The following is a 23,577-nucleotide window of genomic DNA, read 5'->3' as shown; positions in this document are numbered from 1 at the left end:
GGCTACATTCCCAACCCGGCACCGCCGTCGATCATCAGGCTTTGCGCCGTGACACCACTCGCCTGCGGGCTCGCCAGATAACGAACCATGGCCGCCACTTCGTCGCCCTGAATGAAGCGCCGCAGCGGCAACTTCTTCTTGGCATTGCGCAGGATCTGCTCGTGGCTGATCCCGGCGATGCGCGCTTGAGCCGCCAATTCGCCTTGCAGCATCGGTGTGTCGATCCAGGCGGGCAGGATGGCATTGACGGTGATTCGCCGTGGCGCCAGGTCCAGCGCCAAGGCTTTGGTCATGCCGATGATGCCGTGCTTGGATGCGCAGTAAGCGGTGTTGCGAACCTTGCCCGCTCGGCCGAGGATCGACGACATGTTGACGATCCGCCCACCCTCCGCCATCAGTGGCAGGCACAACGAGGTGACGTAAAAGGTGCCGTTGAGGTTGATCGAAATCACCTTGTGCCAGTTGTCGAGGTCTTCGGGTTCGTTCTCGTCGCAGACCCCGGCGCTGTTGACCAGCACATCAACAAAGCCGACCCGGTTGGCCAGGCCCTTGAACAGAAGTTGCAGGCTGGCGAGATCGGCGATGTCCGCTTGATGGGTTTCGATGCGAGCGGCAAATTCGCCCTCGGTGACCCAGCTCTGCAAGGTTGCCAGATCCCGATCAAGCAAGATCAAAAGGTGCTCGGCCTGGGCTGCAAAACTTTCCGCGACGGCGCGGCCAATACCATTGGCCGCGCCGGTAATCACAATCGTGCGTAACTGGCTCATGGCATTTTCAATCCGCCGTTGACGGACAAGACTTCGCCCGTGACGTACAGGCCGCGCTCGGCCAGATACAGCACCGCGTCGGCAATTTCTTCAGGGCGGGCGAACCGTTTGATCAACAGCCGCGACTGGATTTCCTGCTCATGGGCGCCGACCAGGGCTTGGCTCATGTCGGTGCTGACGATGCCGGGCGCCACCGCGTTGACCCGGATGTTGCGCGGCGCCAACTCCACCGCCAGTGCGCGTGTCAATGCTTCTACACCGCCTTTGGCGGCGGCGTAGTTGCTCTGGCCCTTGCCGGGCTTTTGCGCGGCCACCGAACTGAGGTTGACGATGCACCCGCTGCGTTGGCGCATCATGCAGGGCAGCACCTGCTGACAGCACAACAACGTGCCGACCAGGTTGGTCTGGATGACCTCGGTGATGTCGCTCAACGATTGCGTGGCGAGCAAACCGTCACGGGTAATACCGGCGTTGTTGACCAACAAGTCGATACGCTCGAAACGTTGCTCGACCCGTTCAAAAAACGCCTGAATGCTCGGCGCTTCCTTGACATCACACTGCACGGCCAGGCAGTCCCGGCCGAGCCCTTCGACCTGCGCCTGCAAGGCAGCGGCTGACGCCTCGTCACGGACATAACTGAAGGCAACCTGATAACCCGCGCCGGCCAGGGCCAGCACGATGGACTTGCCAATGCCGCGACTGCCGCCGGTCACGACAGCTATTTTCTGAGTCATGACCGCTCCTTACAGTGAGTTTTGAGTTTTGAATTGCGCGAGGGTGAAACCGTGGGTCGCGGCCAGTGCGCGGACCTGCTGCACTTGCTCACGGCTGATATCGCCGTAGGAGCCGTGCTGGCTCATGCCAGACAAGCCCATCAACACCGACTCGGCCATGCACGCATACAGCTGACCTTTTTTCAGATAGGCCCGCACGTTGGGCGCCAGGCCGTCGTCGAACGGCGTCTGGACGATGCCGCCGTGCATGTAGAGCACGTCTTCGCGTTGGCTCGGCAGGTCTTGATGGACGTTCAGCGGCACGGCGATATCGCAAATCACGCTGCGCTCGGCAAAATGTTCGGCACCGAGGAACGGCTGAGGCGCATTGGCAGCGCACAGGACAATCCGTGCGCCCTTGATGGCGTCGAGATCGTTGGTGACCGTGATGAAGGCGTTCGCGCCAAGGCGCTCATCCACCAGACGGGCGATGTGCAAACCGAGGTCGGCTTTTTGGCCATGTGAGTGCAACACGCCACGAAAACCATCAAGGGTCAGCAGTCGCTGCGCCAACCGGTCGTGTTCGGCCGTGCCTTTGAGGATCGAACGGGCCGCGTCGGCGTAGATCTGTTGCGCGGTTTTCTCCAGGCGCCGAACCGAGCCGTCACGACCGCTGCCAATCAGAATCAGGTGATCGACGGTGGCGGACAGCACCGAGGCATAGGTCGACGCAACGTTACCGGCGGCACCGACAACGGCAGCGGTTTGCTCGCGCAGGGCCAGACCTTGCTGTACACAGCCTTGCTCGATGGCTTCGAGCCCCATGCCGATGGTCAGGGCGTTGCCGGACGTCAGCGCCATGTCGGCAATCTTCAGCGCCTGACAATTGTTGGTGACGATCGAGGTGTACATCCCGAGGCCGGCGATGCTGCAGCCATCGGCGCGGGCATCGGTGACACGCCTGCCGACTTCTTCGCGAATGCTGTCCAGGTCACCGCTGCGGATGTACTCGGCCATGGCATCCGAATCCATGCACAGCGGGTACAACGTGAACTCCACCGCCATGCCGAGGCGCGACCGAATGATCACCGGGCCGACTGGCACAGCGCGGCGTTCAGGCTTGGTGCGATTGATGAACGTGCGTTTTTGTTCCGGGCTCAGGGCTGCCAGCGAGGGATCGACGTCACCGAGGATATCGGCATCGATCAGGTGGTTGATGAACGCTACCCGAGCGACGACTTCGACCTTGGCATCCCTGTTTTCAACGGGCTCGGTCACCCGAAAATCGTCCTGACGGGCTGGCACGGTGGGCATCGAGTCCGCGCAGATACCCGCCGCCAACGGCAACGCATCGCCACGTCGCAGCATGTCGCAGACCCGTTGCAGGGCAGCGATCAGCCCGTCGATTTCGCCCAGGGTGATACAGGCTGGCGGCTCCAGGCGAATCACGTTGGAGTTGCTGCCCGACGGTGCTACCCGCAACGCTTCGAATTGCAAGAGGTAACCGGCGATCAAGTAACCCAAGGCATCGTTGTACTGGGCCGACGCCTGTACCAGCGAGCTGCTGACACTCAAGTCGTGCAATTCCAGCCCCACCAGCAAGCCACGCCCGCGCACATCGGCGATCACATCCGGATAGGCCATCTTCAGCTCATTGAGCGAGGCTTTGAGGTAGGCGCCCTTGGTGCGTATGTCTTTGAGCATCGCGTCGTCATTGGCGAACAACCGGCGCAATGCCGACAGCGCGATATGGCAGGACGGATCGTCCTCGGCGAAGGTCGAGCTGTGGATGTAGCTGAACTCGCCTTCGTAGTGGCTGCTGCGGATCACCGTCGCGGCGATTTTCATCAAGCCGCCGCCGAGGGCCTTGGACAGGCAGTAATAGTCGCCTTGCAGGTTGAACTGGCTGCTGGCAAGAAACGTCCCGGCGCGACCAAAGCCCGACTGCACTTCATCGACCACCAGCGGGCATTGTTGCTCGTTACACAGCTTGCGCAGCCCCAGGTAGAACTCGGCCGCGAACTCGTTGATACCGCCTTCGCCCTGAATCGGTTCCATCAACACGGCGGTAATCGCACTGAACGGCAGTTGCAGCACGTGCAGGTGTTCGCCGTCCCATTGCAGGCTCAACCAATGGTGCGTGTGCCGGGCCGGCAATGCCTGCAACTGATGGGGCTGCTGTGGGTCGATGAACTCGACGTTCAGACCAAAACGGGCAAACGGCGCGCGGTACTGACGGCCATAGGTCAGTTGCACGGTATTGACCAATTTGCCGTGGAAGCTGCCGCGCAGGGCGACGAATACCGGTTCGATGTGCAACTGCGCCAGGTTGTGTTGGCGAACGGCTTCAACCACCTGACGCAAGGTCACGCTGTTCAGGGTGGTCGGCAGGACACCTGCAGGCAGGTCGAGGTCGGCCACCTCCAGTTCGCGGTAAGCGTGTTCGCTGGCGGTCAGGCTGGCCAGGGTGAAATCGATGTCGTCGAACTGCTTTTGCAGGCTCTTCTGGCGACGGAACTCCGCGTGCTTGACGGCGATTTCCACCGCCTCCGCGCCACTGTTGGAGAAAGTCGAAACATAACGTTCGGTGTTCTTCAGTTCGCGATTGAAGGCGTCGCTGAGCGCTCGCCCCAATTGCCCGGCCGCACCGCGGATCGACATTTGTGCGTTGAACGGCACGTCGCTGCGCAGCAGCGCACATAGCTGATCGACAAACTGTGGGTCGTTGTGGCCGAACAGTGCCGCACCGTAACCGCCGAGAAAGTCGGTGACCGCGACCATGTCGCCCTTGGGGTTGCGGTAGAACAACTGGCTACCGAGGGCGCGCTCAAATTGACACTCCAGGCCCAGTGCCTGGAGCAGGCCGACGAATTTGGGCCGAACGAAATCGCGATAATCCATGACAGTCATATCCCTTGAAAGTAAAAAAGAGGCGGTAGTCAGCGGCAGTCCTGAGTGGCCTTTGCGCTGTAGAGCACTTGATAGGCGGCGCTGAATCCGTTGTCGTCGCGGTTCAGCACCAGGCAATGCGCAAGGCTCGCGGCGTGGGGCGCGCCCTGAATGAACGGCAGGTTCGCCACTGGCTGCTGCAAACCGGCAATCGGCGGCACGCTTTGGGCCTGCAATGCGCAACGCGCCAGCATCAGATCCACCAGGCTCGGCGCCGCGCTGAGAATGCCGTTGATCGCCAACCCGCTGGTGATGTGCGAGGCGCGCGCAAGGGCCAGCGTCTGGCACAACACGCGGTCTTTGTGCGCATCGCCGGTGCCGCTGCACACCAACACATCGGTTGGGCTGTCGGGCAGGCTCAAGCGACCGAGGGTGGCATGGGCCGTCATGTCGGCGAGGCACGCCTGAGGACCGGCCGGCAGGTCTTCGCGCCGGCGCAGCACCAATGCTGCCGCGCCCTCCCCGGCAATGCCGCCGGTGCCCCGAAGGTCAAACGGCAGCAGCGTGTTCGAGCCATTGGCGCTGATGACACCCGCCTGGACCAACCCGGACAGCGCCAGGGCATCCAGCTCGCTGCCCGCACCGACAACGATTGCCGCGTCAATGCGGCCAGCCTGCAAAGCGGCCGTAGCCTCACGCAAGGCTGCCAGGTTACCGGCGACACCTTGCATATAGGCGTTGCACTCACCCACCAGTTTCAGCGCCAGGCTGGTGACACCCAGCAAGCAGTTGCTCAAGCCTTTGAGCACCAGAAAAGGGTCCTGCGCACGGTCTTGCAGGATCCGTTTGGCGAACGCCGCCATGTCGGCGACGCCGTCCTGCCGACAGCCGAGCAACAACTCGGCATAGGATTCCAGAGACGGATGGGTGTAGCCGCCCTGACAGCAATACAAACCGAAACGGACATCCGGCGGCTCATCGGCCAGGCCGGCTTCTTCCAACGCCTGACGTACCGCGCTGACACCCCAGATCACTGCCGGCGTGCAGTAACGCTGAAGGTTTTGCGCAAGGTCTTGCCGGCTGCGTTGGTGGTCCTGATCCTGAATTTGCCCGAACGCCACCACGCGTTCGCTGCTGAACCGTCGGGCGTTCAGCGCCGTAATTGCACTGCGCCCTTCGGTTGCGGCCGCCCAGAAAGGCTCGACACCCCAGCCGCTGGGCAACACGCAACCCGCACCGGCAATCGCGACCGCCTGTTTCATCGCGGCGCCTCCCGGTACTTGCCCAGCGCCAGTGAAGTGTTGAGGCCGCCGAAACCGAAGGAGTTGCTCAGGGCAACGTCAACCTTGCGCTTGACCGCTTGATGGGCGCAGTAGTCAAGGTCGCATTGTTCGTCGGCATCCTGCAGGTTCAGGGTCGGCGTGACCCGATCATCCCGGCAGGCCAGGGCCGTGAGCATGAACTCCGGTGCTCCGGCGGCCGCAATCAGGTGGCCGAACTGGGATTTGTTGGCCGTCACCAGCAACCGCCGATAATGTTCGCGCTCGGCGAACAGGGTCTTGATCGCCAGGGTTTCGGCGGCATCGTTGAGGGGTGTCGAGGTACCGTGGGCATTGATCAGATCGACCTGTTGCGGCGCCAGCCCGGCATCCGTCAGGGCCGCCTGCATCGCCAGCACCGCGCCACGGCCCTGCGGGTCGGGGGCGGTGATTTTGTAGGCATCCAGGCTGCTGCCGAAACCCAGCACTTCGGCGTACGGCGTTGCCCCTCGGGCGAGCGCCCGTTCGAGGGTTTCGAGCACGACAAAACCACCACCTTCACCCGCAATCAAGCCACTGCGATGGCGGTCGAACGGCCGACACAGTTCGGTGCCCCAACGCTGTTCGCTGCTGGCGGCGCCGAGCAGATACAGCGCGGTCATGGTGTCCAGGCTCAGCACCGAATCGGCGCCCCCGGCAATGGCCAGCTCGACCTCGCCGCGACGGATCATCTGGAATGCATTGCCGATGGCCTGGGACGCTCCCGCGCAGGCGCTGCTGATATTGATCACCGGGCCTTCACTGCCGATGCCATCGGCAATCACCCGCGCAAGGCGGTCGTTGCTCTGACACAGTGAACTGTCAGGATCGACCTGCGCCTGGCGCGCCATCAATTGAGCCCAGGACGGCGCCTGCGCCGGGTTATCCGCCAGGCTGAGCAGCATGTCCTGCAAACGATGAGCAGGTGCGCCGGACGCTGACAATACCGCCGCGCCACGCAACTGTTCGGGGCTCAGACCACTATCGGCAATGGCTTGGGTGGCCGCGACCCAACCCAAGCGGGTGCGTTTTTCCAGCGACAATCCCCAGGCCGGATGGTTTTTCAAGTGTGCCGGCATCAAGCCCATATCCACGGGCGCTGCGTAACGCACGGGGAACGCACCCGCTTCGACGCCTTCCGGTTGCCATGGCCGAATGCAATGCTCGCCGGCCAACATGCTTTGCCACATGGACTGCCACTCGAAACCGAAGCCAGTGACGGCGCCCATGCCCGTGATCACGATCCGTGTGGGGCTCATGGGTAACTCTCCATTGTCTCTGTGTCCGACGACGTTCTGGCCAGCAGCACCGCGCCCCAATGCCCGCCTCGGCTATGTTCGAGCAACAGCGTGTAACGGCGGCAATCCAGTGCCCAGGTCACAGCAATTTCGCTGAGCAAGGCGCTGGCGCCCAAGTCACCTAGCAACGCCTTGGAGTGTTCGAGGGTGTGCCCCGATAGGGTAAACAACGCGGCAATCTGCGGATCCTGTGCATCGGCGACGACTTGCCCGACATCGCTGAGGCACAGTTTTTCGTTGCTCAAAGCACGCTCGATGACGTCGCGACCAACCGCCAGTCCACGCTCGGGTTGCGCGCTGTAACCCCGTGCAAACCCGGCAATACGCAACGCAGATTGAGCACCGCTGCCCGGGTTGGTCGTCAGCAACAGTGCCGCAGCACCTTCGCCGAAAACCCACGAGCCGGGGTTCACAGGTGGGTGAGTAGCGTCACGCAGGTACAACGCGGGGGTGATGTTCGGACTGCTGCTGACGACCACGGCAGCATCGGCACGGCCTTCGCTCAGATGGGCAGCGGCCTCCATCAAAGCATCCAGCCCCGCATTGCCCTGGGAGCAAAAACCGCCCATGGGCCCCTTGCAACGCAAGGCCTCAGCCGTGTGGGCCATGACGCTGCTGTTGAGCATCATCAGCGCATGCAGCGGCGGTGTGTGGGCAAAGAATTGCGCCAACAGATCGGCCGGTTGTGCACCAATGGCCTGCACTGCATCCCAGCACGAGCTGGGGCCATCCACTTCCGGAATGGCAGCGGTCAATGCGATCCGCTCGTCGGGCAGCTCCAGCCCACGCAAGGTCTCGGCGAGACGGCCGGCGCAATACAGCAGGCGCGCGCCCTGAGGCTCGAGGCTGCGGGACAGTTTGCGGTCGTACACACCCGCCGGCAAGGCGGGCGCTGCAACACAATGGGCCAGACGTGCCGGGTCGAAATCCAGCGGTTGCGCGGCCTGAGGTTGACTGTCACGAGGCGCACATTCAGTACCGGCGGCGTTGAGTACCGACGCCGCAGTGATATAAACAGCGGTTGAATTGGATCTGGTCATGTCATGCCCTGCCCAGCACCAACGAACTGTTCACGCCACCAAACCCGAAGGAGTTGGAGAGCACGACATTGATCGGTTGCTGCAACGGTTCGCAAAGGAATTTCAACGCCGGAAATTCGGATTTTTCCGGCTGAAAATTGAGGGTCGGCAAGGCCACGCCCAACTGAATGCTCATCAACGACAGCACCGCCTCAATGGCACCGCTGCCGGCCAACGAATGCCCTACGGCAGACTTGTTGGCGGTGAACGTCATCTGCTCCAGGGTTTCGCCGAAGACCTGCGCCAGGCCCAGGGCCTCACAACGGTCATTGGCCTGTGTCGACGTACCGTGAACATTCACATGGTCCACAGCCGCACTGGTCAGTTCGGCATCGGCCAGGGCCGCCGTCATGCAGGCGGCATACTTGCTGCCGTCGCGGCTGCTGGAGGTGATTTTCTCTGCCTCGCACAGATTCGCGTAACCCAGCACCCGGCCCAGCGAACAGGCCTGACGACGCTCGGCATGCTCGCGGGATTCCAGCACCAACAGCGCCGCCCCTTCACTCAGCACAAAACCGCAGCGGTCCGGCATGAACGGCCGGCTCTGTTCTTGTGGGGAAAAGTCCACGCGCTGGCAGAGTGCGCCCAGCCCATCAAAGCTGTAGTAGGACAATTCATGGGCCATCAACTCCACCGCGCCACACAACGCCAGGTCGATCTCGCCACGGGCGATCGCTCGATAGGCGCTGCCGATGGCCATGGTGCCGGCGGCACAGGCATCGGAATGTGTGGAGATATGGTCACGGACGCCCAGCCATTCGGCGAGATGGCGGGTTTGCTGATCAACCCGCCGGGCAAACGCCCCACCGCTCAGGGTGTGGTTATCCAGGAACTGGTCGAGATCGACCCGCCCCTGATCGTCCATGTAACGGCTGGCGTCCCGCAAATCACCGCTCACGCAATGCTTGTTGGCCCCGACGAAAATACCGCTGGCGACTCGGGCAAATGCGCCGTCAGCCAAGCCGGCATGGGCCAGCGCCTGACGGGCCACGTAATGCGCCAGCCATTCCTGGCGGGAGGTGGTCTGCAGGTCGCCCGGAAAGGCCGCCGCGATGACCTGCCATTGTTGCTCATCGATAAATCCGGCCGCCGGGTTCGCAAACCCCAGTTCGACAAACGCCGGGTGCTGGCCAATGCAGGAACGGTTTTCGCTGATCGTCGTGAACAGCGAGGCCGCATCCAGTGCCGTGGGAGCCACCAGTCCATAGCCGGTGACCAGAACCTCTCGGGCCTGCATCAAGGCACCCCCTACGCCGAAGCCTTCAACTGGGCGGCCGCGTACTGCTCAACCAGCAGACGCGAGATCGAGTCACCGTCCAGAGGGGTCAGGCGAGCACTGCAACCGCCACACACCACTTGTTGGCGTTCATTGAGTTGGGCATGAGCCGCGCCACACTCAGGGCAGGTTTCGGGGAGGTGGTTGAACACGTTATGGCATTGCTGCGCCCAGTTCCGCACGGTGGTGGCCGAGAAGACATCGCCCGGCTGCATGCCCACGTGCAGCTGGCCCGGCGCATAAGCGCTGAGGCTCTGCTCCAGCAAGGCCACGCCGTCCTGCGTGATTCGGCCTTTTTCGATAAACCGGGTGGCGTCGCCGAACACCGCTACCGCGTGATCCAGCACGCTGGTTTTCGGCAAGGTGCAACCGTACTGACGGCCCAGCTGGAAGCTCAGGTCGACGATGTCCAGCGAGTCGGCGCTGAGGTCGTCAACGATACTGCTGTGCTCTGTCACGTCGCCCCTGTCCAACACCAGCAACTGCGCAAGAATCTCCTGTGTACTGCTGATAACGCTGTCCAGTTCCAACGGATTATTCATTGATTGTTTCCCTACAAAAGCCGCATTGAATGAATAAAGTCATCGGGCCAAAAAAGCTGTTTTCAGGCCAGATCTATCGAGGGCCGGGAGTCTAAAGTCTCCCCCTAAGGGGAGAGTCAACGTGCCATCAGTGCTTTTTGTGGGAAATCCCGACGCACCCTGAAACCTTTGATTTATGCCGCTCCATGGGGCTTGGAGAGGAATCGTAAGATGACAAAATCGATGGCTTGAAACAGCACGAGAGTTCCAGAAATGGGGTGTCACCGTACCCGCAAGCACCAGAGGTACCCTGCGCAGCGGAACGGTTTTCGTCGGGCCGTGAATCTCGTTGATCAGTAGGTTATTGCCGCGTTCACCGGCTTGCCGATCAGGTGATAAACCAGCCCCGCCGCAAAGCCGGCCATAGGCAACAGCCAGATGACCCAGCGGTGGGTGGTTGCCCGCGCAAGCCCGACACGTTGCTGCATGCCACCAGACAACTCGTGGGGCAAACGCTCGCCCCACGCTTTCAGCCCCACCGCCTGCAACTGCCGTTGTGCCGCTGCGCGTCGTGTACGCTCCGGCTCACCGCGCAATCCCAGGGGCAAGGCCACGTTGTCGAGCACGCTTCGATGCGGCAGCAAACCGAAATGCTGGAACACCATGCCGATGCGCTGCGACCGCAGTTGGCGCAGCGCAGGCTGCGTCAAGTCGCTCAGGGCCTCACCGTCGATGAGCACCTCGCCGCTGCTCGGTTCTATCAACCGGTTGACGTGGCGCAGCAAAGTCGACTTGCCGCTGCCGGATGTACCCATCAAGCAAAGCACTTCGCCACGCCGCACCGCGAGGTTCACTTGCTCAACCGCGTTGCTGGAGCCTGACCGGCTCCCCTCGTAGCGTTTGGTGACCGCGCGAAATTCCAGCGCGACAGCAGGAATCGATGCAGAGCCAAGGAAGTCTGCGCTGATCCGCGCAGGGGTTTCCAAAGGGTCGTTGGCAATCAGTGGATATTTATCAGCGATCACGTCGCCCCCTGGAGTTCAGTGGATTCCAGGGCAACGACGCAGACGCCATGCCAATCGGCCAAACCCCGCGTACTCAAGCGCGAGACGGGTTTTTGTCATGCCGGCATGGTGTTGAAGAGGCAGCAACGTTGCATGGCTGCTGTTGTGTGGGAAACAGCGAGGAACACGCCTGCGGTCTTAGTTGAACGAAAGCTTTGGCAGCCTTGTGCTGCCATTGCATTTGCAATGACTAAGTATTCCATGAGGGAATATAAATATTATTTTTTATTATTTTTAGAGATATGAATCGACTTTTATACTTCCATCAGACCCGCGATGAATCGGGGTAACCGTGTTGGAGGGTTGAAGTTTCTGATGCCAACGTCATTGCCTACCTCCGGCCAATCCCAGGTGCTGTTGCAGCTGCACCCGCTGTTCAGTTTCTTCCAGCCTCTGCAGGCCCGCATCCCGCTAGCCGCAGAACGCACCGCAGCCCTCTTCCACCGCCAAGCGCATGTGCTGAGCAAATTGCCTGAGGAGCCGCTATGAAACGCCCCCCAATCCGCCCTCCCCACCCGCCAGCGAGGAATGCCGAGTGACAACCCCTCTACGACCTGCCGTGCTCAGCCCCTTGCAGACTGCACGTCGCCTAGCGACGGCGTTCGCCGAAACCGCCGTCGAGCGCGACGAGGCCGGCGGCACACCCAAGGCCCAGCGCGACGCTATCCGCCAGAGCGGCTTGTTGGCGCTGAGCATACCCACCCAGTTCGGCGGCCTCGGCGCCAGCTGGAGCGAAACCCTGGAGGTGGTGCGCGAATTCGCCCGGGTCGACAGTTCCATCGCCCACGTCTTCGGCTTTCAGCACCTGATGCTGGCTACCGTACGCCTGTTCTCCCGCCGCGATCAGTGGCAACCCTGGTTCGAGCAGACCGCGCGCAAGAACTGGTTCTGGGGCAATGCGCTCAACCCCCTGGACAGCCGCACCGTACTCACACGCTTCGACGGTTGGTACGAGTTTTCCGGCAAGAAGAGTTTCTGCTCAGGCGCCAGCGACTCGGAAATGCTGATTGCCTCGGCAGTCGATGAAAGTGCTGGCGGCAAGCTGCTGATCGCTGCCATCCCCAGCGGCCGGACCGGTATCACACTGCATGATGACTGGAACAACATGGGCCAGCGCCAGACCGACAGCGGCAGCGCTACTTTCGAGCGCGTGCGCGTCGAAGAGAACGAGATGCTTCTCGACCCCGGCCCGCTGAGCACACCCTTCGCCAGCCTGCGCCCGCTGATCGCCCAGTTGCATTTCGCCAACGTATTCCTTGGTATCACCGAAGGCGCTCTGGAAGAGGCTCGCCATTACACGTTGAAGGAAGGCCGCCCGTGGTTCCGCTCCAAAGCCCGACATGTCAGCGAAGACCCTTACATCCTGCGCCACTACGGCGAGTTCTGGGTCGGTCTGGAAGGCGTGCGCCTGCTGGTGGAGCGCGCCGCTACGCAACTCGACGCGGCCTGGCACAAGGAGCACGCGCTCGGCGCCGAAGAGCGTGCGCAACTGGCGCTGGCCATCGCCACGGCCAAGGTGGCGGCGGCACGCACTGGCCTGGACATCTGCAACCGCCTGTTCGAGGTCACTGGCGCACGCGCGACCCACGCCTCGCTGCGCCTCGATCGCTACTGGCGCAACCTGCGTACCCAGAGCCTGCACGACCCGCTGGACTACAAACTCCACGAGCTGGGTGAGTGGGCACTGAGCCAGACGCGACCCACCCCATCTTTCTACTCATAGGAATCGCCATGCAGTTGCTGACCCTCCCCCCTTCGCCGTCACTGGCCACCTCGATCCGGGCGACCGCACAGGTCTTCGAAGACGCTAGATCGCAGGCGCTGCTCGCCCACCTGCAACAGGTCGCCCCCAGCGAGGCCAGCGTCCTGATCATCGGCGAGACCGGCACGGGCAAGGAGCTGGTCGCACGCCACATACACAACCTCAGCGGACGGCGCAACGGCCCCTTCGTCGCGGTGAACTGTGGCGCCTTTTCGGAGTCGCTGGTGGAGGCCGAGCTGTTCGGCCACGAGAAAGGCGCCTTCACCGGCGCCCTGGCGGCCAAGGCCGGCTGGTTCGAGGAGGGCAACGGTGGCACGCTGTTCCTCGACGAAATCGGCGACCTGCCCATGGCCATCCAGGTCAAGCTGTTGCGCGTGCTGCAGGAGCGTGAAGTGGTGCGCCTGGGCTCGCGCAAGAGCATCCCCATCGACGTGCGCGTGGTCGCCGCCACCAACGTGCAACTGGACAAGGCCATCGCTGCCGGCAACTTCCGCGAAGACCTGTACTACCGCCTCAACGTGGTCAGCCTGCAACTCTACCCGCTGCGAGAACGCCCGGGCGACATCCTGCCGCTGACCCGACACTTCATCAAGACCTACTGCAACCGCCTGGGTTACGGCGAAGTGCGCCTGTCCCCCGAGGCCGAACGCAAGCTGGTGAGCTACGACTGGCCCGGCAACATCCGCGAGCTGGAAAACGTCATCCACCACACCCTGCTGGTGTGCCGCAATGGCCTGGTGCAGGACGACGACCTGCGCCTGTCGCACCTGCGCATCGAGCGCCAGGACAAGTCGCCGGTGAGCACCGCCGAAAGCGCCGAAGAGCAGTTGCTGCGTGCCTTTCAGCGCCTGTTCGAGGAGCAGGCCGGCAGCCTGCACGAGAAGGTCGAGGACACCCTGCTACGCAGTGCCTATCGTTTCTGCCACTGCAACCAGGTGCACACGGCCAGCCTGCTGGGTCTGAGCCGCAACATCACCCGCGCCCGACTGATCGCCATCGGCGAACTGGTGGTCAATCGGCGCCGGCCAGAGCCCCAGATGCGCCCTGAGCGGGCGATACAACTATCAATCTGAGAGGCCGCCACGAACGATTGCGCCCCCCTTGCCAACTGCGCGAGGAGGGTTGCGAAGGACAGAAGCGCATGGCCGCGACAAATGGCGGCAATCGCAACAGACTGGAAGCAGCCCCCAACCTTTGAGCCGGTGTGGGCCTGGTGCGCGGCGGCGCCCGAACTGCGCAGGGCTGAAGACAGGCCGGGGGGACGCCACCGGCCCTGCCTGCGCGATCAGCCTTCCTGGCTGCAATCACGCGGGGTGATACCCTTCTCTTTGGCATATTGATGCGACGAGGCCTCGATGATCGGCCGCAAAAACGCGCGGTCGGCCTGTACCCAGTCGCTGATCAGTTTCCACTTCTGCCCGTCCCACTGCTGGAAGCGCACCGCACCACCGCCTTCATGGTCGGAGCAGGACAGTTTCAGCGGCTGCACCAGCCCCTTGGCACCGAGTGCCTGCAGGCGGGTATCGTCCAGGTTCAGGTGTTCGAAGCCCCAACGCACCTGCTCGCCACTCAGCGGTTGCCTGCCGAACTTCTCCTGAGCCAGACGCAATGCCTCGACGTTGAGGATGCCGTTGACCACGCCGAGGTTGTAGTAAACGGTGCCGAAGCGCTTCGGATCGGCCAGGTCGCCTTGGCCCTTGTCCACCACCGCCTGTTCGATGCCCTGCAGCACCGGGAACTCGGTACCTGACGGATGCGTGGTGATGGCGATGAAGCCCTTGGCCGCGGCACCGGCAGGCGCCGCGTCTTCCTCGGAATTGCTCCAGATATTGCCGATGATGCGGTCGGCAGGGAAACCGACCTTCTGCGCAGTCTTCAGCGCCACCGGGTTCATCACGCCCCAGCCGCGCAGGATGACCCAGTCCGGCTTCAGACGGCGGATGTTCAGCCATTGCGATTGTTGCTCGTTGCCGGGGTGCGGCACCTCCAGCAGGGTCAACTCGAAACCGTACTTGTCCGCCAGGGCCTGCAGCACCCCGTTGGTTTCCTTGCCATAGGGCGAACCGTGAAAGAGCGTGACGATCTTCTTGCCCTTGAGGCCCTGCTCGCCGCCTGCCTGCTGAGCGATCCAGTTGACGATGGCCGATACCTCGGAATAGGGATTGAGCTGCAGCGGGAAGACGTAAGGGAACACGCTGCCATCGGTGGAGTCGGTACGCCCGTGGTTGATGGTGATCAGCGGCAGCTTGTCGGCCGTGGAGCGTTCCAGGGTGGCATACGCGATACCCACCGACAGCGGATTGGTGGCGGCAGCCGGTGCGCCGTTGAGCCCACCCTTGAGGCGCTCGTAGCACTCCACCCCCTTCTCCACGACGTATTCAGTCTCGCACTCGCTCCAGGTCAGCTTGACACCATTCACGCCGCCTTGGGCGTTGACGTACTTGAGGTAATCGATAAAACCACCGAAGAAACCGGTGCCACCTGCGGCATAGGGGCCAACGCGGTAGCTCTGCAGGGGGAAATACTGTTCGTTGGCCGCGTGCACGTTGAGTGCACCGGCCGCCAGGCTCACGGCCAGCGCCAGGCGGCCGAGGACGGATCGGGTCGACATCGTGGTTATCCTTTACAAATCAGTGGGCAGTGACATAAGGCGGGCGAAGCCCGGTGCGAAGGTTCGCTCAGTGGCGCAACGGCCAACGCCGAGTGCGCTCGCGAAAGCGTTGCCAGAGGCGCGCCAGGCCCTCCGGTTCCTTGATCAGGAAGATGATGATCAGCGTGCCGAAGGCCATCTTCTGCAGGTTCTCTATCTGTCCGGCATCGATCAGCCCGGTCGGCAGCAACCCGGCCAGGTTCGACAGCAGCACCGGGAACAGCACGATGAAGGCGGCGCCGAGGAAGTTCCCGAGGATGCTGCCCAGGCCGCCGATAATGATGATGAACAGGATCTGGAACGAGCGGTTCAGGTCGAAGCCGTGTGGCTCCACCGTGCCCAGGTAGGTGAAGGCCCAGAGCGAACCGGCCACGCCGAGGTAGAAGCCGCTGATGGCAAAAGCCAGCAGTTTGGTCTTCAACAGGGGAATGCCGATCACTGCGGCGGCGGTGTCCATGTCGCGCACCGCCATCCAGTTGCGCCCCAGCTCGCTGCGCACCAGGTTGGCGCCCAGCCAGAACAGCGCACTGACCACCGCCAGGGTCAGCAGGTAGCGCCCGGCCGGCGACGAAAAGTCATACCCGGCCATCAGCAGTGGCGGCGCGCTGATCACCCCCGAGGCACTGTCGTTGCTGAACCAACTGAAGCGGGTCAACGTCCATGGCACGAAGAACTGCGCCGCCAGTGTCGACACCAGCAGATAGAAGCCCTTGATGCGCAGGCTTGGCAGGCCGAACACCACGGCCACCAGCGCCGCCACCAGGCCGCCGAGCAGCAGGCTGGCCAGCAGCGGCAGCCACGCCACGCGCAGCTCGAAATTATAGGCCGCGAAGGCACCTACTGCCATGAACGCCGCCGAACCCAAGGACAGTTGCCCGGCATAACCGGTCAGCAGGTTCAGCCCTAGGCCGGCCAGCGACAGCAGTAGAAATGGGATCAGGATGGCACTGAACCAGTAATCGTTGCCCAGCAGTGGCACGCCGATGAAGGCGAACAGGACCAAGGCCGCCAGGCCCAGCCGATCCTGGCGCAGGCGGAAGAATCGTCGGTCGTCGGCGTAACGCACGCTGAACTGACCCGCTTCTCGATACAGCATGATCGACGCTCCTCAGACTCGCTCGATGGCGCGCTCGCCGAACAGCCCAGCCGGACGCACCAGCAGGAACAGCAGGGCCAGCACATAGGGAAACCAGTTTTCGATGCCGCCGCCGATGAGCGGCCCGAGGTACACCTCGGCGAGCTTCTCCGAAGCGCCGATGATCAGGCCGCCGACGATCGCCCCGCTGATCGAGGTGAAGCCGCCGATGATCAGCACCGGCAGGGCCTTGAGCACCACCAGCGAGAGCGAGAACTGCACCCCAAGGCGCGCGCCCCAGAGCAGCCCGGCGACCAGCCCGACGAACCCGGCCACCGCCCAGACCACCGCCCACACCCTCGGCAGGCGGATACCGACGCTCATCGCCGCGCGGGGATCGTCGGCCACCGCACGCAGCGCCAGGCCGATGCGCGTGCGGTTGAACAGCAAGGACAGTAGCACCACCAGGGCCGCCGCCGTTGCGGCGGCGAACAGGTCGAACTGCGACAGCAGCAGGCCACCCAGCGCCAGCGGCGCGTCGCTGATGGCCAGCTCCAGGCCGTGAACCTGAGCACCCCACAAGGCCTGGGCGACGCCCTCGATGATGTAGGCCAGGCCGAGCGTGGCCATGAACAGGGTAATCGGCGAACGCCCCACCAATGGCCGCAGTACCGCCCGTTCGATCAGCAGCGCCAGGGCGATCATCGTCGCCAGGGTGACGAGAAAGGACAGCCAGAACGGCACGCCGCGCTCCAGCAGGCTGACGAAGGTCAGCGCGGCGAACAGTACCATCGCCCCCTGGGCGAAGTTGAACACACCGCTGGCTTTGTAGATCAGTACGAAACCGATGGCCACCAGGGAGTACATCACCCCGGCCAGCAGGCCACCGATCAGCACTTCGAAAAAGAATGCCATGTCGCGCTCCTGTGTGGGAACAGCCCCGAAGCCGCCGCCGGGCGGACACCCAGATAGGCCGCGATCACGTCGGGGTTGCGGCGAACCTGCTCGGGGGAGCCGTCGCCGATCTTGCGGCCGTAATCGAGCACCACCACATGGTGGGAAATGCCCATGACCACGCCGATGTCGTGCTCGATCAGCACCACCGTCATGCCGAACTCACGGTTGATCTCGACGATGAAGCGGCTCATTTCGCGCTTCTCCTCGGCATTCATCCCGGCCATCGGCTCGTCGAGCAGCAGCAAGCGAGGCTCGGCGGCCAGCGCACGGGCCAGCTCGACCCGCTTCTGCAGGCCATAGGGCAAGGTGCCAACGATTTCGTCACGCCACGGCTGGATGCGCAGAAACTCGATGACCCGCTCGGCGGCGGCGCGTTGGCGATCGTCCTCGCCCGGCGCGCGGCCGATGCGCAACGCCTGCTCCAGCCAGGAACTGCGGCGCTTGAGGTTGCGCCCGGTGAGCACGTTGTCGAGCACGCTCATGCCCTTGAACAGCGCGATGTTCTGGAAGGTGCGAGCGATGCCGCCGCGTGCCGCTGCATGTGGGTGCATCACCCGACGCTGCTGCCCGGCAAAACGAATACGCCCCTGCTGCGCCCGGTAGACGCCATTGATGACATTCAGCAGCGAGCTCTTGCCCGCGCCATTGGGCCCGATCAGCGCACAGATCTCGCCTTCGGCGACGCTGAAGCCGATGTCGCTGATGGCCTTCACACCCTTGAACGACAGGCTGATGCCCTCCAGTTCCAGCAACGGGGAATTCGACATGAACACTCCTCAGACGGGCTGAACCCGGCTTTGCGACCGAGCAGCGAGGGATGAACGAGGGCTGCGCACGGCCTGCCAGCGGGGCGCCTCCCGCCAGATACGCGGCGCCACCCCAAGGGCGGCGAAGAACGCCTGCACCTCGCCCGGCAGGGCCTCACCGACCAGCAGCGGCACCCGGGTGCGGCTCAGGCCCAGCACATCGCGCAGCGGCCGACGCAGCAACACCTGGCCAAGGCCGTTGCGCAGCAACCCACCGCGCGCGTCAAGCGCCCAGTCCAGCCAGCGCCGCAGCAGGCTGCCCGGCAGCGGTAGACGCTGCTGCGCCAGTGCATACAGGCGGCCGTAGCTGTCGTGGGTGCCGAGTACCAGGGTCGGGCCGAGTTCACGGCGGTCGGTGTCGCGGGTCGCCAGGCTCTCCGGAAAATTCATCCGAAAGCCTGCCAGCAGCCAAGGCGCCAGCAGGTAGCGGGCCTGGCCGCTGGTGGCGAAGTTGCGGGAGGCCAAGGCTTCCTCGGCCGCCGTCAGGCGCTCCTGTTCGACCAGCCGACGCCCCTCGCCCAGCACCTCGGCATGGCTGAGCCCGTGCTGCTGAACCTGGCCATCGGCATCCAGCCGGTGAAAGCTGAAGGCTGGGCGCTCGCTCTGCGCCTGCACCGGCAAGGCAGGATCGGGCAACTGCGCGGCCAGGCGAGCGTAATTCGGCAACCCGGAATCCGCCAGGCCACGGCCATCGGCGTAGAACAGCAATGCCGGCACATGACCGCTCGCCAGCACCCGCTCGACCTCCTCCTGACCTTCGGCAAAGACGAAACCGGCCTGCAGTTCACGCAACAGCGTCAGTTGCTCCGCGTCGGGCATCAGCGGGTCGAGCAGTGCCGCGACGCCGCCCAGCCACTGCGCCGCCAGGCTTGCCAGCAGCGCCTCAGGGCGCGGCCGGCTGACGATCAGCAGACTGTCGCCGGCCGCGAAGCCGGCCTCGCGCAGCCCGGTGGCCAGGCTCTGCACCTCGGCCAGCAGTTGCGCCCAGCTGCGCGCCTGCCACAGGCCTAGACGCTTGTGGCGCAACGCAACGTCCGCCCCACGTTGATGTGCCCGGGCCAGCAAGCTGGCCGGCAGGTTGTCCGCGAGCGGCTCATGCATGGCCACGCACCTCAGGCCACAGCGAGGGAGGCATGCTTCTCCTGCTCCAGTTCGCGCACCAGCGGCAACACATGCTTGCCGAAGTACTCGACCTCTTCCTGGAAGTGCAGGAAGCCGGAGAGGATCAGGTCGGCGCCGACCGCCTTGAGCGCGACGATGCGCTCGGCGATCTGCCGTGGCGTACCGATCAGGTTGGTCTTGAAGCCGTCGTTGTACTGCACCAGGTCTTCGAAGGTCGACTTGGCCCAGTTGCCCTCGCCTTCCGGGCTGGCCGCACCGGCGTTCTTCACTTCACTGCCAAAGCCGTTGACCGCCTCCGGGTCGGCCTTGGCGATGATCTCCGCCAGCACCGCGCGGGCCTCTTCTTCGGTGTCGCGGGCGATGATGAAAGCGTTTACCCCGACCTTCACCGAATGCCCGTTGGCCGCTGCCTTGGTGCGGATATCGTCGACCTGGGTCTTGATGCCCTCGACACTGTTGCCATTGGTGAAGTACCAGTCGGAGACCCTCGAGGCCATGTCGCGCGCGGCCCGCGAGCTCCCGCCCTGGAAGATTTCCGGGTGCGGTTGCTGCAGCGGCTTGGGCTTGAGGGTGTAGTCGTTGAAACGGTAGAAATCACCGTGGAAGCTGAAATTGTCCTGCGTCCAGATACCCTTCAGCGCACGAATGAACTCCTCGGATCGGCGATAGCGCTCGTCATGGTCCAGCCATGGCTCGCCGATGGCGCGAAACTCGCCCTTGAACCAGCCGGACACCACGTTGATGGCGATGCGGCCCGCGGTGAACTGGTCGATGCTTGCCAATTGCTTGGCTGCCAATACCGGCGTCCAGGGTCCGGGCAGGATCGCGGCGATCACCTTGAGTTTTTCGGTGGCGGCCAGCAGCGCGTGGCTGATGGTTACCGACTCGTGCTGGTTGTCAGCGCCATAGCCGGCGGTGAAGCGGATCTGCGAAAGCGCGTACTCGAACCCGGAACGCTCGGCAATCTGCGCCAGCTTGCGGTTGTAATCGATGTCCCAGCTGGTGCGTTGTTCGATCTTGCTGACAACGAGGCCACCGCTGACGTTAGGAACCCAGTAGGCGAATTTGATCGGTTGGCTCATGGCGATGTCTCCTGTAACTCGGAAAGTCAGGCCGCGCGGGCGACCGGGATATGAAAGAAGGCGCCGACGGTGTCGAGCACCCGCTCGATCCGTTCGAACTGCGCAGGGTCAGCCAGGCGCTGATCGTCGAAAGACTCGACACTGGCGTACAGCCCGTACGGCAGGGTGTGGGCCTGGAAGAAAGCGAATAGCGGGCGCAGCTGGTGATCGATCATCAAGGCATGTCGCTCGCTACCACCGGTGGCGGCAAGCACCACGGGCACGCCCTTGAGCGACTGGTGATCGACCAGGTCGAACAGGTGCTTGAACAAACCGGTGTAGGACGCGCGATACACCGGGCTGCCGACCAGTAGCAGGTCGGCTTGCTCGATGGCCTGCAAATGCGGTTGCAGGTCAGCCGAGGCGCTATCGCGCTCCAGCGAACCGGCCAGGCTGGCGGACAGTTCGGCGATGCGCACCCAGTGCACCTCCAGCTTCGGCAACACGGCCGGCAGCCGCTCCACCAGGGCCTGCAGCAGACCATGGGTGCGTGACGGGGCCCGCAGGCTGCCGGACACCACCACGACCCTGATAACACGTGCGTTCATGCTCATCCCTCCTTGCCCAGCGGGCATTACCTGAGGGAGCTTCAGCAGCAACCGTGCCAACCCATAAAAACATTTAAATTCAAGTACTTGAACGCTAGCGCTAGCAGCCTGAACTGTCTTTTGGCCAACAAGCTGTTGAACCACTGACCCTCGGCCAACAGTTGCCCCGGAAAACGCAATTGACCGCCCACCAACAGTCATTCAGCAAGCTGTCGGCGAGCGAACAGCCCGCCCCACCAGAATGATCACAACCCGTTGATTTAAAAGGCATTCACTGCAAGGCACGAAGTTTGCGAGAGCGTCACCGTCAGCAATCGCATCAATCGAGGAGAACTGCGATGACCGCCCAAGCCCCACTGCCCCACCTGTCTACCGGTACCCACTACGAATCCCTTGCCGCCCGCTTCCGCCCCATCTTTGCCCGCATCGCCGAATCCAGCGTGGCACGCGAGCGCAACCGCACCCTGCCCCATGAGCCCATCCAGTGGCTCAAGGACGCCGGCTTCGGCGCCGTGCGTGTACCCGTCGAACAGGGCGGTGCCGGCGCTTCCCTGCCACAGTTGTTCCAGCTGCTGATCGAACTGGCCGAAGCCGACTCCAATGTGCCGCAGGCACTGCGCGGGCATTTTGCTTTCGTCGAGGACCGCCTCAACGCCCATGCCAGCACACCACAGGACGTCTGGTTCAAACGCTTCGTCGACGGCGATCTGGTGGGCTGCGCCTGGACGGAGGTGGGCGCAGTGAAGATCGGCGACGTCAGCACCCGGGTGTCGCGCCAGGGTGATCAGTGGGTGGTCAATGGCACCAAGTACTACAGCACCGGCAGCCTCTTTTCCGACTGGATCGACCTGTTCGCCCGCCGAGACGACACCGGTGGCGACGTGATCGCAGCGATCCGTACCCGCCAACCCGGCATCACCCAGAGCGACGACTGGGATGGTTTTGGCCAGCGCACCACCGGCAGCGGCACCTCGGTGTTCGAGAACGCGGTGGTCGAGGAAGAGAACATCATCGACTTCGCCACCCGCTTCAAATACCAGACGGCCTTCTACCAACTGGTGCTGCTCGCCGTCATCGTCGGTTCCGGCCGCGCCGCCGTGCGTGACTTCAGCCAGGAAACCAGCAAGCGCACGCGCGTGTTCAGCCATGGCAATGGCGCAGCGGTAAGCGAGGATCCACAGGTATTGCAGGTTATCGGCAAGGCCTCCGGGCTGATCTACGCCGCCGAGGCAGGCACCCTGCGCGCCAGCGAGGCCGCGCAGCAAGCCTACCTGGCGCGTTTCGGCAATGACGAGAACGCCGAGCGCAAGGCCAACATCGCCGCCGAACTGGAATCGGCCCAGGCCCAGGTGGCGGCCATCGAATGGGTGCTGCGTGCCACCAGCGACCTGTTCAACACCCTCGGCGCCTCCGGTACCAGCACCACCAAACAGCTCGATCGCCACTGGCGCAACGCCCGTACTGCCGCCTCGCACAACCCGGTGATCTACAAGGAACGCATCATCGGCGACTGGCACGTCAATGGCAGCGAACCGCCCTATGTCTGGCAGATCGGTGGCGGTGCCAAGCAGTCCTGAAAGCATGGCCTGGGGCACACCCCCAGGCCTCGTCACGGCACTGGCGTTTCGCCCGGAACGCCAGAACTAGCCAGCGCCGAGCCGCCGACTGGCAAAACTGAACAGCAGAACCGAGAGAATCAGAACGCCGGTGGCCACCTGCTGCCAGAAGAAATTCCAGCCGATCAGCAGCAGACCGTTGGCCGTGACGTTGAGAAATAGCACACCGAGCAGTGTACCGGGTACGTTGACCCGGTTGTGCAGGCTCAGCGTGGCACCGATGAAGACCGCACCGATGGCATTCATCAGGAAGGCATTGCCGGACATCGGCGCGTAGGCGTTCACCGTGGCCGGCAGCAGGATGCCCGCCAGCGCGCTGGCAAAGGCACTGGCGATGAACACCAGGGCAGCGATACGTCGCTGCGCCAGGCCCGAATAACGCGCCACCAGTGGCTGGCTGCCAAGGACGATGATCTCCCGGCCTAAGCGGCCACGCGCCAATACCACGCCATACACCAGCGCCAACAGTGCCACCAGCAGCAAGGGTAGCGGCACGCCGAGCAAGCGCTCACTGGCCAAGCCGCTGCGCACCTGCGCCTCCAGGTAGATCGGTTGTCCGCCATCGGAAAGCAGCTTTTGCACGTTGCTGCCAATGAACAGCGTGCCAAGGGTGGCCAGAAAAGGGGAAATACGCAGCCCGGCGATCAGCCCGGCATTGAACAACCCGGCCAGGCTGCCAGCCAGCAGCCCACCGGGAATCGCGACATAGAGCCCGAAGCCGGCATTGAGCAGCAGGACGAAGGTCAGCGCCGAGAAGTCCAGCGCAGTGCCGACTGACAGGTCGATGCCACCCGCAGCGATGGCGTAGGTCATGCCGATGGCGACGATGGCCAGCAGCACGAAATTGTTCAATAACAGGCTGGACAGGTTGCCGACGGTGAGAAAGCCGGGTGCCTTCAACGCGAAGAACAGTAGAACGGCGGCGAACAGCGTCGGCATGACCAGGCGCAGCAACGCCCGGCCAGAGAGCCCGGTCAGACCGGCAGGCTGCGGGGCGGATAACGAATCGGACATC

The 23,577-nt window shown here is 63.4% G+C and carries 20 protein-coding genes and 2 pseudogenes; 5 read left to right on the top strand and 17 right to left on the bottom strand.

The features are described from left to right. Nucleotides 1–2: 2 nt before the first annotated feature. The 9 genes and pseudogenes from KW568_RS12720 to KW568_RS12680 all read right to left on the bottom strand — a co-directional run. The gene (locus KW568_RS12720) at nucleotides 3–767 is read right to left on the bottom strand and encodes an SDR family NAD(P)-dependent oxidoreductase (RefSeq protein WP_004576536.1); all 765 of its coding nucleotides are present in this window, start codon (nucleotides 765–767) and stop codon (nucleotides 3–5) included. After that, nucleotides 764–1,501, bottom strand: coding sequence for a 3-oxoacyl-ACP reductase family protein (locus KW568_RS12715; RefSeq protein ID WP_003253959.1), 738 nt, complete (start codon nucleotides 1,499–1,501; stop codon nucleotides 764–766). Before KW568_RS12715 ends, KW568_RS12720 begins: the two co-directional genes overlap by 4 nt. Nucleotides 1,502–1,510: 9 nt before the next feature. Continuing rightward, nucleotides 1,511–4,381, bottom strand: a complete 2,871-nt coding sequence (locus KW568_RS12710; protein ID WP_004576535.1) for an aminotransferase class III-fold pyridoxal phosphate-dependent enzyme — start codon at nucleotides 4,379–4,381, stop codon at nucleotides 1,511–1,513. Nucleotides 4,382–4,419: 38 nt separating this feature from the next. Continuing rightward, nucleotides 4,420–5,631 carry a beta-ketoacyl synthase N-terminal-like domain-containing protein gene (locus KW568_RS12705; protein WP_003253961.1) on the bottom strand — a complete coding sequence of 404 codons (1,212 nt, stop codon included), beginning with the start codon at nucleotides 5,629–5,631 and terminating at the stop codon, nucleotides 4,420–4,422. Beyond that, nucleotides 5,628–6,926: a beta-ketoacyl synthase gene (locus KW568_RS12700; protein ID WP_004576534.1), complete on the bottom strand. Its 1,299-nt coding sequence runs from the start codon at nucleotides 6,924–6,926 to the stop codon at nucleotides 5,628–5,630. Before KW568_RS12700 ends, KW568_RS12705 begins: the two co-directional genes overlap by 4 nt. Further along, complete coding sequence (locus tag KW568_RS12695; RefSeq protein WP_033726738.1) at nucleotides 6,923–7,837, bottom strand: beta-ketoacyl synthase; 915 nt, start codon at nucleotides 7,835–7,837, stop codon at nucleotides 6,923–6,925. Before KW568_RS12695 ends, KW568_RS12700 begins: the two co-directional genes overlap by 4 nt. A 169-nt stretch (nucleotides 7,838–8,006) precedes the next feature. Further along, the gene (locus tag KW568_RS12690) at nucleotides 8,007–9,281 is read right to left on the bottom strand and encodes a beta-ketoacyl-[acyl-carrier-protein] synthase family protein (protein ID WP_003253964.1); all 1,275 of its coding nucleotides are present in this window, start codon (nucleotides 9,279–9,281) and stop codon (nucleotides 8,007–8,009) included. Nucleotides 9,282–9,292: 11 nt separating this feature from the next. Next, nucleotides 9,293–9,862 carry an acyl carrier protein gene (locus KW568_RS12685; protein ID WP_033726736.1) on the bottom strand — a complete coding sequence of 190 codons (570 nt, stop codon included), beginning with the start codon at nucleotides 9,860–9,862 and terminating at the stop codon, nucleotides 9,293–9,295. Nucleotides 9,863–10,299: 437 nt separating this feature from the next. After that, nucleotides 10,300–10,809 (bottom strand): annotated as a pseudogene (locus KW568_RS12680) (ATP-binding cassette domain-containing protein); the annotation flags it as partial. 411 nt (nucleotides 10,810–11,220) lie between these two features. On the opposite strand from KW568_RS12680, the gene KW568_RS12675 reads away from it, so the two are divergent. The 4 genes and pseudogenes from KW568_RS12675 to KW568_RS12660 all read left to right on the top strand — a co-directional run. Then, nucleotides 11,221–11,394: a hypothetical protein gene (locus tag KW568_RS12675; protein WP_003253966.1), complete on the top strand. Its 174-nt coding sequence runs from the start codon at nucleotides 11,221–11,223 to the stop codon at nucleotides 11,392–11,394. A gap of 46 nt (nucleotides 11,395–11,440) precedes the next feature. After that, on the top strand, nucleotides 11,441–12,628 hold the full coding sequence (locus KW568_RS12670; RefSeq protein ID WP_004576530.1) for an acyl-CoA dehydrogenase family protein: 1,188 nt from the start codon (nucleotides 11,441–11,443) through the stop codon (nucleotides 12,626–12,628). Between the two features lie 8 nt (nucleotides 12,629–12,636). Next, nucleotides 12,637–13,740: a sigma-54-dependent Fis family transcriptional regulator gene (locus KW568_RS12665; protein ID WP_003253968.1), complete on the top strand. Its 1,104-nt coding sequence runs from the start codon at nucleotides 12,637–12,639 to the stop codon at nucleotides 13,738–13,740. A 53-nt stretch (nucleotides 13,741–13,793) separates the two neighbouring features. Next, nucleotides 13,794–13,862, top strand: a pseudogene (locus tag KW568_RS12660) (hypothetical protein); the annotation flags it as partial. Nucleotides 13,863–13,952: 90 nt separating this feature from the next. Here KW568_RS12660 and KW568_RS12655 read toward each other — a convergent pair. The 7 genes from KW568_RS12655 to msuE form a co-directional block, all read right to left on the bottom strand. Further along, nucleotides 13,953–15,278, bottom strand: coding sequence for an ABC transporter substrate-binding protein (locus KW568_RS12655; protein WP_004576529.1), 1,326 nt, complete (start codon nucleotides 15,276–15,278; stop codon nucleotides 13,953–13,955). 67 nt (nucleotides 15,279–15,345) lie between these two features. Further along, a complete protein-coding gene (locus KW568_RS12650; protein WP_004576528.1) occupies nucleotides 15,346–16,413 on the bottom strand; it encodes a branched-chain amino acid ABC transporter permease in 1,068 nt (355 codons plus the stop codon). Nucleotides 16,414–16,425: 12 nt separating this feature from the next. Next, nucleotides 16,426–17,307, bottom strand: coding sequence for a branched-chain amino acid ABC transporter permease (locus KW568_RS12645; protein WP_003253971.1), 882 nt, complete (start codon nucleotides 17,305–17,307; stop codon nucleotides 16,426–16,428). Next, nucleotides 17,283–18,116, bottom strand: coding sequence for an ABC transporter ATP-binding protein (locus KW568_RS12640; RefSeq protein WP_003253972.1), 834 nt, complete (start codon nucleotides 18,114–18,116; stop codon nucleotides 17,283–17,285). Before KW568_RS12640 ends, KW568_RS12645 begins: the two co-directional genes overlap by 25 nt. Nucleotides 18,117–18,125: 9 nt before the next feature. Continuing rightward, nucleotides 18,126–19,256: an AMP-binding protein gene (locus KW568_RS12635; RefSeq protein ID WP_004576527.1), complete on the bottom strand. Its 1,131-nt coding sequence runs from the start codon at nucleotides 19,254–19,256 to the stop codon at nucleotides 18,126–18,128. A gap of 11 nt (nucleotides 19,257–19,267) precedes the next feature. Then, nucleotides 19,268–20,359 (bottom strand): dimethylsulfone monooxygenase SfnG, encoded by a 1,092-nt coding sequence (sfnG, locus tag KW568_RS12630; RefSeq protein WP_004576526.1) that lies wholly within the window; start codon nucleotides 20,357–20,359, stop codon nucleotides 19,268–19,270. 26 nt (nucleotides 20,360–20,385) lie between these two features. Further along, nucleotides 20,386–20,946, bottom strand: coding sequence for an FMN reductase (msuE, locus tag KW568_RS12625; RefSeq protein ID WP_004576525.1), 561 nt, complete (start codon nucleotides 20,944–20,946; stop codon nucleotides 20,386–20,388). Nucleotides 20,947–21,284: 338 nt separating this feature from the next. Here msuE and KW568_RS12620 point away from each other — a divergent pair, with 338 nt between their 5' ends. Further along, nucleotides 21,285–22,523: an acyl-CoA dehydrogenase family protein gene (locus tag KW568_RS12620; RefSeq protein ID WP_004576524.1), complete on the top strand. Its 1,239-nt coding sequence runs from the start codon at nucleotides 21,285–21,287 to the stop codon at nucleotides 22,521–22,523. A gap of 66 nt (nucleotides 22,524–22,589) precedes the next feature. Here the strand turns inward: KW568_RS12620 and KW568_RS12615 are convergent, their stop codons facing one another. Then, complete coding sequence (locus KW568_RS12615; RefSeq protein WP_004576523.1) at nucleotides 22,590–23,576, bottom strand: ABC transporter permease; 987 nt, start codon at nucleotides 23,574–23,576, stop codon at nucleotides 22,590–22,592. Nucleotide 23,577 lies beyond the last annotated feature (1 nt).

The organism is Pseudomonas sp. HD6515 (assembly GCF_024971855.1).
GTDB lineage: Bacteria > Pseudomonadota > Gammaproteobacteria > Pseudomonadales > Pseudomonadaceae > Aquipseudomonas > Aquipseudomonas alloputida.
This window is presented reverse-complemented; position numbering and strand designations above follow the sequence as displayed.